17 protein-coding genes are annotated in these 12855 nt (G+C 61.4%); all 17 read right to left on the reverse strand.

Features of this window, described 5'->3' with window-relative positions; all coding sequences use genetic code 11:
• Nucleotides 1-2: 2 nt before the first annotated feature.
• Complete coding sequence (gene nuoL, locus B7Y49_RS00515; RefSeq protein WP_374125595.1) at nt 3-2054, reverse strand: NADH-quinone oxidoreductase subunit L; 2052 nt, start codon at nt 2052-2054, stop codon at nt 3-5.
• Nucleotides 2055-2060: 6 nt separating this feature from the next.
• A complete protein-coding gene (nuoK, locus tag B7Y49_RS00520) occupies nt 2061-2366 on the reverse strand; it encodes an NADH-quinone oxidoreductase subunit NuoK (protein ID WP_374125596.1) in 306 nt (101 codons plus the stop codon).
• Nucleotides 2363-2974, reverse strand: a complete 612-nt coding sequence (locus B7Y49_RS00525; protein WP_374125597.1) for an NADH-quinone oxidoreductase subunit J — start codon at nt 2972-2974, stop codon at nt 2363-2365. The genes nuoK and B7Y49_RS00525 overlap by 4 nt, the downstream gene beginning before the upstream one ends.
• A gap of 141 nt (nt 2975-3115) precedes the next feature.
• The gene (gene nuoI, locus B7Y49_RS00530; protein ID WP_374125598.1) at nt 3116-3601 is read right to left on the reverse strand and encodes an NADH-quinone oxidoreductase subunit I; all 486 of its coding nucleotides are present in this window, start codon (nt 3599-3601) and stop codon (nt 3116-3118) included.
• The gene (nuoH, locus tag B7Y49_RS00535; RefSeq protein ID WP_374125599.1) at nt 3598-4659 is read right to left on the reverse strand and encodes an NADH-quinone oxidoreductase subunit H; all 1062 of its coding nucleotides are present in this window, start codon (nt 4657-4659) and stop codon (nt 3598-3600) included. The genes nuoI and nuoH overlap by 4 nt, the downstream gene beginning before the upstream one ends.
• Nucleotides 4656-6671 carry an NADH-quinone oxidoreductase subunit NuoG gene (gene nuoG / locus B7Y49_RS00540; RefSeq protein WP_374125600.1) on the reverse strand — a complete coding sequence of 672 codons (2016 nt, stop codon included), beginning with the start codon at nt 6669-6671 and terminating at the stop codon, nt 4656-4658. Before nuoG ends, nuoH begins: the two co-directional genes overlap by 4 nt.
• Nucleotides 6671-7978: an NADH-quinone oxidoreductase subunit NuoF gene (gene nuoF / locus B7Y49_RS00545; RefSeq protein ID WP_374125601.1), complete on the reverse strand. Its 1308-nt coding sequence runs from the start codon at nt 7976-7978 to the stop codon at nt 6671-6673. Before nuoF ends, nuoG begins: the two co-directional genes overlap by 1 nt.
• Nucleotides 7975-8154 (reverse strand): hypothetical protein, encoded by a 180-nt coding sequence (locus B7Y49_RS00550; protein ID WP_374125602.1) that lies wholly within the window; start codon nt 8152-8154, stop codon nt 7975-7977. The genes nuoF and B7Y49_RS00550 overlap by 4 nt, the downstream gene beginning before the upstream one ends.
• A 30-nt stretch (nt 8155-8184) precedes the next feature.
• The gene (locus tag B7Y49_RS00555; RefSeq protein ID WP_374125603.1) at nt 8185-8406 is read right to left on the reverse strand and encodes a hypothetical protein; all 222 of its coding nucleotides are present in this window, start codon (nt 8404-8406) and stop codon (nt 8185-8187) included.
• 2 nt (nt 8407-8408) lie between these two features.
• Entirely contained in the window at nt 8409-8567 is a 159-nt protein-coding gene (locus B7Y49_RS00560; RefSeq protein ID WP_374125604.1) for a hypothetical protein, read from the reverse strand.
• 4 nt (nt 8568-8571) lie between these two features.
• Complete coding sequence (locus B7Y49_RS00565; protein ID WP_374125605.1) at nt 8572-8796, reverse strand: hypothetical protein; 225 nt, start codon at nt 8794-8796, stop codon at nt 8572-8574.
• The gene (locus tag B7Y49_RS00570; protein WP_374125606.1) at nt 8793-9461 is read right to left on the reverse strand and encodes an NAD(P)H-dependent oxidoreductase subunit E; all 669 of its coding nucleotides are present in this window, start codon (nt 9459-9461) and stop codon (nt 8793-8795) included. The genes B7Y49_RS00565 and B7Y49_RS00570 overlap by 4 nt, the downstream gene beginning before the upstream one ends.
• Nucleotides 9454-9771, reverse strand: a complete 318-nt coding sequence (locus tag B7Y49_RS00575) for a hypothetical protein (protein ID WP_374125607.1) — start codon at nt 9769-9771, stop codon at nt 9454-9456. Before B7Y49_RS00575 ends, B7Y49_RS00570 begins: the two co-directional genes overlap by 8 nt.
• A 117-nt stretch (nt 9772-9888) precedes the next feature.
• On the reverse strand, nt 9889-11124 hold the full coding sequence (locus tag B7Y49_RS00580; protein ID WP_374125608.1) for an NADH-quinone oxidoreductase subunit D: 1236 nt from the start codon (nt 11122-11124) through the stop codon (nt 9889-9891).
• The gene (locus B7Y49_RS00585) at nt 11117-11902 is read right to left on the reverse strand and encodes an NADH-quinone oxidoreductase subunit C (protein ID WP_374125609.1); all 786 of its coding nucleotides are present in this window, start codon (nt 11900-11902) and stop codon (nt 11117-11119) included. The genes B7Y49_RS00580 and B7Y49_RS00585 overlap by 8 nt, the downstream gene beginning before the upstream one ends.
• Complete coding sequence (locus B7Y49_RS00590; protein ID WP_374125610.1) at nt 11899-12438, reverse strand: NADH-quinone oxidoreductase subunit B family protein; 540 nt, start codon at nt 12436-12438, stop codon at nt 11899-11901. The genes B7Y49_RS00585 and B7Y49_RS00590 overlap by 4 nt, the downstream gene beginning before the upstream one ends.
• The gene (locus B7Y49_RS00595) at nt 12429-12803 is read right to left on the reverse strand and encodes an NADH-quinone oxidoreductase subunit A (RefSeq protein ID WP_374125611.1); all 375 of its coding nucleotides are present in this window, start codon (nt 12801-12803) and stop codon (nt 12429-12431) included. Before B7Y49_RS00595 ends, B7Y49_RS00590 begins: the two co-directional genes overlap by 10 nt.
• Nucleotides 12804-12855 lie beyond the last annotated feature (52 nt).

Genomic DNA, 12855 nt, shown 5'->3' on the forward strand with positions numbered 1-12855 from the left:
CATCAGCTTGCAATCGCCCAGGTAACAACCGCGGTCAGCCCGATCAGCATCACGAACGCATAGGTATAGATATAGCCGGTCTGAAGGCGCCCAGCCATCCGGCTGCCCATCGCGACGACATAAGCCGCGCCGTCCGGGCCGAAGCGGTTGATTGTCTGCTCATCGCCCTGCCGCCAGAAAAACCGGCCGAGCACGAAAGCGGGCTTCACGAACAACAGGTCGTACAGCTCGTCGAAATACCATTTGTGGAGCAGGAAATCATACACGACGCTGAAGCTGCGCGCGAATTGGCCGGGCAGTGACGGCCGGACGATATAGGCAAGATACGCCCCGCCCAGCCCTGCAAGCATCGCGATGCTCGCGCTCAGTTTCACCAACAGCGGCACTTCATGGATTTCGTGCATCAGGTGCTCACGGAACGCGATGCTGCCCTTCCAGAAAGCTTCACCCGCCTCGGGCTCTATAAACGCGCCGTGGAACACGAACCCGGCGGCGATCGCGCCGATCGATAGCAGCAACAACGGCAGCCGCATCGACCAGGGGCTTTCATGCGGATGATAGCCGGCCGTGCCGTCGCCGTGATCGTCATGCGTGTGGTGCGCATGAGAATCGTCGTGATGCCCGTGATCGTCATGCGCGTGCATCGCATGCTGGATATGCTCGGACTGCGCCCAGCGCGGCTTGCCATAGAAAGTCAGATACATCAGCCGCCACGAATAGAAGCTGGTGATAAGCGCCACGATCATCCCAACAATCGACGCGCCGGTCTGCCCCGATGCCCATGCCCCTTCGATGATCGCGTCCTTGGAATGGAAGCCGGCAAAGCCGATCGCGGGCAGCCCTTCGATCACGCCGGGGATACCGACACCCGTGATCGCGAGCGTCCCCATCATCATCACCCAGAAGGTGACCGGAATCGATTTCCGCAGGCCGCCATAGAAACGCATATCCTGCTCATGGTGCATCGCGTGGATCACGCTGCCCGCGCCCAGGAACAACAACGCTTTGAAGAAAGCGTGGGTGAACAAGTGGAACATCGCCGCGCCATAGGCACCGACGCCCGCCGCGAAAAACATGTAGCCCAGCTGCGAACAGGTAGAATAGGCGATCACGCGCTTGATATCGGTCTGCACCAGCCCGATCGTCGCGGCGAAGAAGCAAGTTGCGGCCCCCACCGTCGTCACCACTGTCAGTGCGACCGGGCTCGTCTCGAACATCGGCGACAGGCGGCAAACCATGAACACGCCCGCGGTCACCATCGTTGCGGCATGGATCAGCGCGGAAACGGGCGTCGGCCCCTCCATCGCGTCGGGCAGCCAGGTGTGGAGGCCAAGCTGCGCCGATTTGCCCATCGCGCCGACGAACAGCAACAGGCACAACACCGTCATCGTATCGGCGCGGAACCACAGGAAACCGATCGTCGATCCCGCCATGCCGGGTGCAAGCCGCAGGATTTCGTCGATCTGGACGGTGTTGAAAACCAGATAGGTGCCGAAAATGCCGAGCATGAAGCCCAGATCGCCGACGCGGTTGACGACGAACGCCTTGATCGCTGCGGCGCTGGCGCTTGGCTTGCGAAACCAGAAACCGATCAGCAGGTAGGAGGCGAGCCCCACCCCTTCCCAGCCGAAGAACATCTGGACGAGGTTATCGGCAGTCACCAGCATCAGCATCGCGAAGGTGAACAGCGAAAGATAGGCGAAGAAGCGCGGTTGATCCGGGTCCTCCTCCATATAGCCCCAGCTATACAGATGGACGAGCGCGGAGACCGAGGTGATGACGACCAGCATCACACTCGTCAGCGCATCGACGCGCAACGACCACACAATGTCGAGACTGCCCGATCGGATCCAGTCGAACACCGGCGTTACGCTGGGGGTGGCCGTCCCAGCGAAAAAGCCAAGGAAGATCGGCCAGCTGAGTGCTGCCGAGGCGAACAGCGCGCCAGTGGTCAGCACCTTCGCGGGCACATTGCCGATCGCGCGGTTGCCCAACCCGGCGACGATGGCCGCGAGCAAAGGCAGGAAAACGATGAGTAGGATCGATGCTCCCACGGAAAACTAACCCTTCATCCGGTTGACATCGTCGACCGAAATCGTGCCGCGGCCGCGGAAATAGATGACAAGGATCGCGAGACCGATCGCCGCTTCACCCGCCGCGACCGTGAGCACAAACATCGCGAACACCTGCCCCACCAGATCGCCGAGATAAGCGGAGAAGGCGACGAAATTCAGGTTCACCGCGAGCAGGATCAGCTCGATCGCCATCAAAATGACGATGATGTTCTTCCGGTTCAGGAAGATGCCGAGCACCCCCATCGTGAACAGGATGGCCGCGACCACGAGGTAATGGACCAAACCGATCACAGCTCGACCCCCTGGCCGACGGGCGCATCGACATTGCGCGTCGCATCGCGCGGGCGGCGGGCGACCTGGCGGGCGATATTTTGTGGCTTCACGCCGCCACGCTGACGGTGCGTGAGCACGATCGCGCCGATCATCGCAACGAGCAGCACCAACCCGGCACCCTCGAAGATGTAGAGATACCGCGTGTAGAGCAGGTTCCCGATCGCCTCGATATTGGGCACCTCACCCGTCATCGGCGCGATCCGCCGACCAAGCGCGATTCCGCCCGATTGCCAGGCGCCCAGTGCCACGAACAGCTCCGCCGCCAATGCCACCGCAAGCGCCAGACCAGGCCAGAGATAGCGAACATAGCCCTGCCGCATTTCGGCGAAATCGATGTTGAGCATCATCACGACGAACAGGAACAGCACCGAAACGGCGCCGACATAAACGATCACCAGCAGCATCGCGATGAATTCGGCCCCGACCAGCAGCATCAGCCCGGCCGCGTTGAAAAAGGCGAAAATCAGCCACAGCACCGAGTGGACCGGGTTGCGCGACGCAATCGTCATCGCGCCGGAGATCAGGACGATCGAGGCAAACAGATAAAAGGCGAATATCTGGATCATGCGCGCGCCACCGCAACCGTCACGCCAGCGAAAACGGGGGTCGCGCACAGGCGAAGCGCTCCCGAGCCGCTTGAGACCCCGGCGTTCGCCGGGGTGACCTGTTGTTGGTGAATCATGATGGTCCCTGAAGTCACAGCGCGCTTAGCGATACGGGGCATCGGCGGCAAGGTTTGCCGCGATCACACGCTCCCACCGATCGCCATTATCGAGCAGTTTCGCCTTGTCGTAGATCAGTTCTTCCCGGGTTTCGGTCGCGAATTCGAAATTCGGCCCTTCGACCACCGCATCAACCGGGCACGCTTCCGCACAAAGGCCGCAATAAATGCACTTGGTCATGTCGATGTCATAGCGTGTCGTGCGGCGCGATCCGTCGTCGCGCGGCTCAGCCTCGATCGTGATCGCCTGTGCCGGGCACACCGCCTCGCACAGTTTGCACGCGATGCAGCGCTCCTCGCCGTTGGGATAGCGCCGCAGCGCATGCTCTCCCCGGAACCGCGGCGAGATCGGGTTCTTCTCGTAGGGATAGTTGATCGTCGCCTTGGCCTTGAAGAAATACTTCAGGGTCAGTGCATGGGCGCGAACGAACTCCCACAGCGTGAAGGCCTTGATGGTCTGGCCGATATTCATGCTGGAACTCCCACGCGAACGAGCATCAGATAGCCGCTCACCAAAAACACCCAGATCAGCGACAGCGGCAGGAACACCTTCCAGCCGAGCCGCATCAGCTGATCATAACGGTAACGCGGAACGGTCGCCTTCACCCAGCTGAACAGGAAGAAGAAGAACAGCATCTTGCCGAACAGCCAGATGATGCCTGGCACATAATAAAGCGGCGCCCAATCGACCGGCGGCAGATACCCACCCCAGAAAAGCGTCGCATTCAGCACGCACATCAGGATGACGTTGGCATATTCGCCCAGCCAGTAGAGCGCGAATGCCATCGAGGAATATTCGGTCTGGTATCCCGCGACGAGCTCGCTTTCAGCCTCGGTCAGGTCGAACGGCGCACGTTGGGTTTCCGCGAGCGACGAAATGAAGAACACCACCGCCATTGGGAAGAGCAACGGGTTGAACGCGAAGCCATTCACCGGGAATGCCGCAAAGCCCCAGACATTCTTCTGTGCGTCGACGATACCGGCAAGGTTGAACGTGCCCGACCACAGCACCACCGAAATCAGCACAAAGCCGATCGCGACTTCATAAGAAACCATCTGCGCCGCCGCGCGGATGGCCGAGAAAAACGGGTATTTCGAATTGGACGACCAACCCGCCAGGATGATGCCGTAGACGCCGAGCGAACTCGCCGCGAGCACATACAGCAGCCCGACATTGATGTTCGACAGGATGAGATCGGCCTGGAACGGCACCACCGCCCACACGATCAGCGCGACCGTGAAGGTGATGATCGGCGCAAGCAGGAACAGGCCCTTGTTGGCACCCGACGGGATGATCGTTTCCTGCAGGAACACCTTCAGGCCATCTGCGAACGATTGCAGAATGCCGAACGGACCGACGACGTTTGGCCCCCGCCGCAGCGCCATCGCCGCCCAAATCTTGCGATCGGCATAGATGATCAGCGCGACCGCGAGCATCACCGGCAATGCGATCAGCAGGATGTCGATCAGCGTCGCGAGGAACCACGCGCCCTCAAACGGCATGCCGAGATAGGTGAACCACCAGGTCATTCCGCCGCCTCCGCAAAGCTTTGGCCGTGCACCAGTTCCGCCGAGCAGCGCTGCATCGTCGGGCTGGCACGGCAAATGGCGTTGGTGAGGTAGAAATCCTTGATCGGATAGCCGATCTCGCCCTCGCCTTTTGCGTCAAGTGCGGCGGGTGCCCAGTCGAACGTCACAAGCCCAAGCTGCCCGAGCTCAGGCACAGCTTTGGCCATGTCGGCGCGTAGTTGATCGATCGTGTCGAACGGCAGCGTGTGGCCCATCACCGCCGAAAGTGCCCGCAGGATCGTCCAGTCTTCACGCGCATCGCCGGGCGGGAACACCGCCTGTTCGCCGCGCTGAACGCGGCCTTCCAGGTTCATCCACGTCCCCGATTTCTCGGCATAGCTTGCGCCCGGCAGGACGACATCGGCATGCGCCGCGCCCTTGTCGCCGTGATGGCCGATATAGACCTTGAAGCTTTTGGCGAAGTCCCAGAAATCGACCTCATCCGCGCCCAGGAAGAACACCAGCTTGGGCTTTGCTGCGGCGATATCGGCAATGCCGCCCGGTTGCGCATAGCCGAGCATCAGCCCGCCCATCCGCGCCGCCGCCATGTGCACGACGTTGAAGCCGTTCCAGGCGGTGCCGTCCTCCAACGTGCGCACCAGATTATGCTGCTTGGCGAACGCCAGCGCGGCACCATGCCCGGATTTCAGGGCAGCCCCGCCGACGATGATCATCGGCCGCTGGGCATTCTTGAACGCTTCCGCCGCCGCCTCAGGCAGCTTGCCCATCGCCGACAGGCCATTGCCCAGCCATTCGACCTTATAGGTCAGGTCCGTCTCCGGCCCGATCGCGAAGACCTTCGCCCCCTTCTTGATCGCCTTGCGTACCCGGGTGTTCACCAGTGGCGCTTCCCAGCGCAAATTGGTGCCGACCAGCAAGATCGCATCTGCGCGCTCAACGCCCGCAATCGTGGTGTTGAAGTTAACGGCCGCCAGCGACGTGACGTCATAGGCCATGCCGGTCTGGCGCCCTTCGAGCAACGACGAACCCATTTTCGCGAGCAGCGCCTTGGCCGCAAACATTGTTTCGCAATCGATCAGATCGCCAGCGATGGCCGCCACACTTTTGCCAGCCTTTACTGCCGCAATTGCAGCGAAGGCCTCATCCCAGCTCGCCTCAACGAGCTTGCCGTCCTTGCGCACGAACGGTCGATCGAGCCGCTTGCGCACGAGCCCGTCAATTGCGTGGCGCGTCTTGTCGGTCGCCCACTCCTCGTTCACGTCTTCGTTGATGCGCGGCAGGCAGCGCAGCACCTGGCGCCCGCGGCTGTCGAGCCGGATATTGGTGCCGACCGCGTCCATCACATCAATCGTTAGCGTCTTTTTCAGCTCCCAGGGCCGTGCCTCGAACGCATAGGGCTTCGAGGTAAGCGCACCGACCGGGCAGAGATCGACCACATTGCCGCTGAGCTCGCTTGTCACCGCATGTTCGAGATAGCTGGTGATCTGCATATTCTCGCCGCGCCCGATCGCGCCGATTTCCTCAACGCCAGCGACTTCCTCGGCAAAGCGGACGCAGCGCGTGCACTGGATGCAGCGCGTCATCACCGTCTTGACGATCGGGCCCATATATTTCTCGGTCACCGCGCGCTTGTTCTCGTCATAGCGCGACGATCCACGGCCATAGGCGACTGACTGGTCCTGCAGATCGCATTCCCCGCCCTGGTCGCAGATCGGGCAATCAAGCGGGTGGTTGATGAGGAGAAACTCCATCACCCCTTCGCGCGCATTCTTCACCATCGGCGAGTTGGTGAAAATCTCCTGATTTTCGGCCGCTGGCAGCGCGCAAGAAGCCTGCGGCTTTGGCGGGCCGGGCTTCACCTCGACCAGGCACATGCGGCAATTGCCCGCGATGCTCAGGCGTTCGTGATAGCAGAAACGCGGGATTTCCTTCCCCGCCAGCTCGCACGCCTGCAGCACGGTGGCACCCTGGGGCACCTCGATCTCGATACCGTCGATTTTGAGTTTAGGCATTATTCAGCAGCTTCCATCATCGGTGCCGCGTCACCACCGCGCCTCTCCGCAATGCGGCGTTCCATCTCAGGGCGGAAATGCTTGATCAGGCCCTGGATCGGCCAGGCGGCCGCATCGCCCAGCGCGCAGATCGTGTGGCCTTCGACCTGCTTGGTCACCTGGTAGAGCGTGTCGATCTCGCTGACGTCGGCGTCACCGGTGCGCATCCGCTCCATCACGCGCCACATCCAGCCGGTGCCTTCGCGGCAAGGGGTGCACTGGCCGCAGCTTTCGTGCTTGTAGAAGTAACTCAGGCGGCTGATCGCGCGGACGATATCGGTCGATTTGTCCATGACGATCACGGCAGCGGTACCGAGGCCCGAACCGAGCGCCTTCAGCCCGTCAAAATCCATCGGCGCGTCCATGATCTCGGCGGCCGGCACCAAGGGTACCGATGAGCCACCGGGGATCACCGCGAGCAGATTATCCCACCCGCCGCGCACACCGCCGCAATGCTTCTCGATCAGTTCGCGGAACGGTATGCTCATCGCTTCCTCGACCACGCACGGCTTGTTCACATGGCCGCTGATCTGGAACAGCTTCGTGCCCTTGTTGTTCTCGCGTCCGAAGCTGGAGAACCATTCGGGCGATCGGCGCAGGATGGTGGGCGCGACCGCAATCGATTCGACATTGTTGACCGTGGTCGGGCAGCCATAGAGCCCAGCCCCTGCCGGGAAGGGCGGCTTCAGGCGCGGCTGGCCCTTCTTGCCTTCCAGGCTTTCGAGCATCGCGGTTTCTTCACCGCAGATATAGGCGCCCGCGCCGCGGTGGCAGAACACGTCGAAATCATAGCCGGAGCCACAGGCGTTCTTGCCGATCAGACCCTTGTCATAAGCCTCTGCAATCGCCGCAAAAAGTGTCTCCGCCTCGCGGATATACTCGCCGCGAATGTAGATATAGGCGGCGCGCGCGCGCATCGCGAAACCGGCGACCAGCGCGCCCTCGATCAGCTTGTGCGGATCGTGGCGGATGATCTCGCGGTCCTTGCAGCTGCCCGGCTCGCTCTCATCGGCATTGATGACGAGGAAGTTCGGCCGATCGGGCTTCGGCTCTTTTGGCATGAAGCTCCATTTCGTGCCGGTGGGAAAGCCCGCCCCGCCACGCCCGCGCAGGCCCGACGCCTTTATCTGATCGATGATCGCATCCGGCCCCAGCGCCAGCAACGCCTTGGTATTATCCCAATCGCCACGCTTCAGCGCCGCCTCCAGCCGCCACGACTGGAAACCATAGACGTTGGTGAAAATCCGATCCTTGTCCGCTAGGCTCACGCCTTATCCCCCCCGGACTTGTCGCCACCCGATCGGTTAAAGATGCCGAAGCCGCCGAACAGAAAGCCCAGAATGGCCCAGACGAGCCACGAATCGCCGTTGATGAATCTGAACACGGCCAGCAACAGGAAAATGATCCCAATGATCGGCACGCCAGTCTTTGCAGCATTGGGCATCACCACCCTCCCCAGCAGGATGTTTCTCGGTCAGCGAGCATGAGTATCGACCTCATCCTCGTGGCGGCGGAGCCAAAACGCCCAAACTTGGCCGCCGATGAGCAAAAGCACGAATTCGAATCCGGCATGATCAAACTGCTTCGGGGTATCGAACCAAGCATCGAACGCCAGAATGATCGCCATGGTCAGCATCGACCATATCAGCCCAGAAAGAATCGGTCGCTCACGCAAGAGCAAATACCGGTTATTCATTGTCATCGCCCCTGCCCGATCAGCTTTTCGGCAACGAAATAGGCGGCGACACCGGTGCCGAGGATCAGCGCAAGCACAATCAGCCCAAAGGCGAGCTTCACCAGCGCGACGAGGACGAACAGCGCGAGCAACGCGACGCCGATTGCGATCAGAATGTTCATGCCGTCATTCCTCCACCAGTTCGAGCCGTTGCTTCACGCGGCGCATATCAATGATCAGCGCACTCACATCGTGCTGAACTGCAGCCAGATGGGTATCGATACCAAGCAACCGGTGCTCCATCGCTGTCTGGCGCAATTCCATGCTGGTCATCCGCGATTTCACGTCGCTCGTGTCGCTCCGGATGCCTTGCAGCCTCTCGGTAATGAAGCGCGTTTCCTCAACCGTCATGCCCATTCCCCGCGATAATCGTGGTTCTCGGTCACCATGTCCTTCAGGCTGGTCGGGCCACCCTCCGGGCAACTCGTCTGCCGCCCGATCTGTGATCCAGGCGTTGGCGCCTCTCCGCGCGCCAGCGCTTCGAGCACTTTGGTCATGCGATCATAGTCGAGATCTTCGAAATTGTCGTCGTTGATCTGGACCATCGGCGCATTGGCGCAGGTGCCGAGACACTCGACCTCGGTTAGCGTAAACAAGCCGTCGGGCGTCGTCTTGCCCTTGATCAGGCCATGGTTCTTGCACGCGGCAAACACGTCATCCGATCCCGCCAGCATGCACGGCGTCGTCCCGCACACCTGCACGTGATAGCGACCGACAGGGGCGAGATTGAACATCGTGTAGAAGCTCGCGACTTCATACACCCGCATATAGGGCATACTAAGTTCGCGCGCGACGAACTCGATGACGGGCACCGGCAGCCAGCCCTGTGTCTGCGTCGCCGCGCCGACCTGTCGCTGGGCGAGATCGAGGAACGGGATCGACGCCGATTGCTGGCGACCGGGGGGATAACGACCGACGATTTCCTTCGCCTTGGCGGCGTTTTCCGGCGTCCAGGCAAAATCGCCCCAACGCGCGCGGGTTTCGGCTTCGTCGGGGATATGGGCGTGATCAGCCATTTGCCTTGGCTTTCATCGGATGGGAGTGGGTGGTGCGTTCGGCGCGGCGTTTTTCAGCGCGGGGATAGAGAAAACCCCACCAAATGGCGTTGAAGGCAACAGCGACGATCAGGCCGGGCGTCCCACCGATGACCACGACGTTGGGCAGTCGCAGAAAGCCAGCATAATCGGCACAAGTCAGCACGAACAGGCCGACCGACAGGATCGACAACGGCACGCGAAACCGGTTCGCGACGTCGTCGGCAAGGTCGACGACGCGATTGAACCCGCGAGGTGCGCTGCCAGCTGGGATGCGGTGCGCTTCACTCACTTCCATATACTCCGTCACCCCGGACTTGATCCGGGGTCCCGCTGCCTTTCGACGCGGCGACAAACAAGAAGCGGGATGCCGGATCAAGTCCGGCATGACGGGGGAAGGAAGCTGCGCTCACCGGTCGCACTCGCCAAAAACGATATCGAGCGCGCCCAGGATCGCTGTCGTATCGGCCAGCATGTGCCCCCGGCTCATGAAATCCATCGCCTGCAGGTGCGAGAAGGCCGTCGGGCGGATCTTGCAGCGGTATGGCTTGTTGGTCCCGTCGCTTACCAGATAGACACCGAATTCGCCCTTGGGGCTTTCGGTCGCGACATAAACTTCGCCGGCGGGCACGTGGAAGCCTTCGGTATAAAGTTTGAAGTGGTGGATCAGCGCTTCCATCGATCGCTTCATCTCGCCACGCTTGGGCGGCACGACCTTGCGATCCAGCGACGCGATCGGCCCTTCGGGCATCTCGTTCAGGCACTGCTTCATGATCCTGATCGACTGGCGAACTTCCTCGACGCGGACCATGAACCGGTCATAGCAATCGCCGCGCGTGCCGACCGGGATCTCAAACTTCATCCGGTCATACACGTCATAGGGCTGCGACTTGCGCAGATCCCACGCAATGCCCGCGCCCCGGATCATCGGGCCGGAAAAGCCCCATTTGATCGCATCCTCGCGGCTCACTACCGCGATATCGACGTTGCGCTGCTTGAAGATGCGGTTGTCGGCGACCAGACTGATCGCATCCTCGAACAGGCGCGGCAGGCGGGTGTCGAGCCAGTCGGCGATGTCGGTCAGCAGCTTAAGCGGCGTATCCTGATGCACGCCGCCCGGCCGGAAATAGGCTGAGTGCATCCGCGCGCCCGAGACGCGCTCGAAAAAGTTCAGGCAATCCTCGCGAATTTCGAACAGCCACAGATTCGGCGTCATCGCGCCGACATCCATCATATGGCTGCCGAGGTTGAGCATGTGATTGGAAATGCGCGTCAATTCAGCAAAGAACACCCGCAGATATTGCGCACGCAGCGGCACTTCGAGATCGAGCAGTTTCTCGATCGCGAGCACGTAAGAATGCTCCATGCACAAGGGCGAGCAATAATCGAGCCGGTCGAAATACGGGAGCGCCTGCAGATAGGTCTTGTGCTCGATCAGCTTTTCGGTGCCGCGGTGGAGCAGACCGATATGCGGGTCGAGCCGCTCGACGATCTCGCCGTCCAGCTCCATCACGAGGCGCAGCACGCCGTGTGCGGCAGGATGCTGCGGGCCGAAATTGATCGTGTAATTCTCGATCGCGACATCGCCGGTGGTGGGATCGGCGGCATCGGTGATCCCGGCGAGCTTTTCCATATAGTCAGCCATTGTCGGGGCTCGCCTTCTTGGCACGTGACGCACGCGGCTTTTTCACCACATCGGGGTCGACAGGCTTGGGGCCAGCCTCAGGACCGGGCTTACCCGCGCCGGTCTGCGCGGTCGTTTCGGTCGTCTTGGGTGTCGGCGGCGGCGGGGCAGCGGGCGGCGTCACGGGTGCTTTTTCGTCACCGGGCAGGATATAGTCCGCGCCTTCCCACGGGCTCATGAAATCGAAGCTGCGGAAATCCTGGGCGAGCTTGACGGGCTCATACACCACGCGCTTCGCTTCTTCCGAATAGCGCAGCTCGACATAGCCCGAGAGCGGAAAATCCTTGCGCTGCGGGTGCCCGCGAAAGCCGTAATCGGTGAGGATGCGGCGCAAATCCATGTTGCCGTCGAACAGCACGCCGTACATGTCGTACACCTCGCGCTCCAGCCAGCCAGCGACCGGCCACATCACCGTCACTGACGGCACCGGCTTTTCCTCGTCGGTCGTGACGCGCACGCGGATGCGGTGGTTCCGCGTCAGGCTGAGCAGGTGGTAGCAGACGTCGAAGCGCTCGGCCCGGTCGAGATAATCGACCCCGGCAATCTCCATCAACTGCTGATATTCAAGCCCCGGCGTATCGCGCAACGCCACCATTGCATCGATCAAGTGCAGGCGATCAACCGTCAGCGTCACCTCTCCATGCGCATCGAGTGTATCGATAATCATGCCGCCCAACGCGGCGCGGGCGACATCGATCACGCCGTCATTTGGCGCGTAACGGGGCGCTGCCGATTTCACCGTTCGATCGTCCCGACGCGACGGATCTTCCGCTGCAGCTGCATGATACCATATAGCAGTGCTTCGGCGGTTGGCGGACAGCCGGGGACGTAGATGTCCACGGGGACGATCCGGTCACAGCCGCGTACCACCGAATAGCTGTAATGGTAATAGCCGCCGCCATTGGCGCAGCTGCCCATCGAGATGACGTATTTGGGCTCGCTCATCTGGTCGTACACGCGGCGCAAAGCCGGGGCCATCTTGTTGCAGAGCGTGCCCGCCACGATCATCACGTCAGACTGGCGCGGCGACGCGCGCGGGGCGGCACCGAAACGCTCAAGGTCATAGCGCGGCATGTTGACGTGGATCATCTCGACCGCGCAGCAGGCAAGCCCGAACGTCATCCACCAGAGCGATCCGGTGCGCGCCCATTGGAACAGCTCTTCGGTCGAGGTGACGAGGAAACCCTTGTCGCCCAGTTCGCTGTTGATGTCGTTGAGGAACGCGACGTCCGGCAACGTGCCAGCCGCGGGTGCCCGTTCGAGTTCTACTCCCAATCGAGCGCTCCCTTTTTCCACGCATAGGCAAGGCCCAGCGCCAGTTCGGCGATGAAGATCATCATCGAAATCCACGCCACCCAGCCGAGCTTGAACACCGAAACGGCCCAGGGGTAAATGAATGCCGCTTCCAGATCGAAGATGATGAACAGAATCGCGACGAGGTAAAACCGCACGTCGAACTGGCTGCGGCTATCCTCGAACGCGGGGAAACCGCACTCATATTCGGTCAGTTTTTCGGGCGTCGGCTTGTGCGAACCCGTCAGCCGCGACACCGCCATCGGCGCGAACACGAACACCCCCGACAGGACGAGCGCCACCCCGATAAAGAGCAGGATCGGCAGATATTGTGACAGATCGACCAAGGGTCCCTCGCAACTGCGGAATCGCTGGAGCGGGCTTTAGGACGATGCCATG

The sequence above is a fragment of the Sphingomonas sp. 28-62-11 genome, assembly GCF_002278865.1.
In the GTDB taxonomy this organism is placed as follows: domain Bacteria; phylum Pseudomonadota; class Alphaproteobacteria; order Sphingomonadales; family Sphingomonadaceae; genus Sphingomonas.

Bases quoted from the DNA above. Each gene is read 5' to 3' on its own strand.
- B7Y49_RS00555 (WP_374125603.1), bottom strand. From the start codon at position 8,406: ATGAATAACCGGTATTTGCTCTTGCGTGAGCGACCGATTCTTTCTGGG.
- nuoH (WP_374125599.1), bottom strand. From the start codon at position 4,659: ATGACCTGGTGGTTCACCTATCTCGGCATGCCGTTTGAGGGCGCGTGG.
- B7Y49_RS00560 (WP_374125604.1), bottom strand. From the start codon at position 8,567: ATGAACATTCTGATCGCAATCGGCGTCGCGTTGCTCGCGCTGTTCGTC.
- nuoG (WP_374125600.1), bottom strand. From the start codon at position 6,671: ATGCCTAAACTCAAAATCGACGGTATCGAGATCGAGGTGCCCCAGGGT.
- B7Y49_RS00570 (WP_374125606.1), bottom strand. From the start codon at position 9,461: ATGGCTGATCACGCCCATATCCCCGACGAAGCCGAAACCCGCGCGCGT.
- B7Y49_RS00550 (WP_374125602.1), bottom strand. From the start codon at position 8,154: ATGCCCAATGCTGCAAAGACTGGCGTGCCGATCATTGGGATCATTTTC.
- B7Y49_RS00525 (WP_374125597.1), bottom strand. From the start codon at position 2,974: ATGATCCAGATATTCGCCTTTTATCTGTTTGCCTCGATCGTCCTGATC.
- B7Y49_RS00580 (WP_374125608.1), bottom strand. From the start codon at position 11,124: ATGGCTGACTATATGGAAAAGCTCGCCGGGATCACCGATGCCGCCGAT.
- B7Y49_RS00565 (WP_374125605.1), bottom strand. From the start codon at position 8,796: ATGACGGTTGAGGAAACGCGCTTCATTACCGAGAGGCTGCAAGGCATC.
- nuoI (WP_374125598.1), bottom strand. From the start codon at position 3,601: ATGAATATCGGCCAGACCATCAAGGCCTTCACGCTGTGGGAGTTCGTT.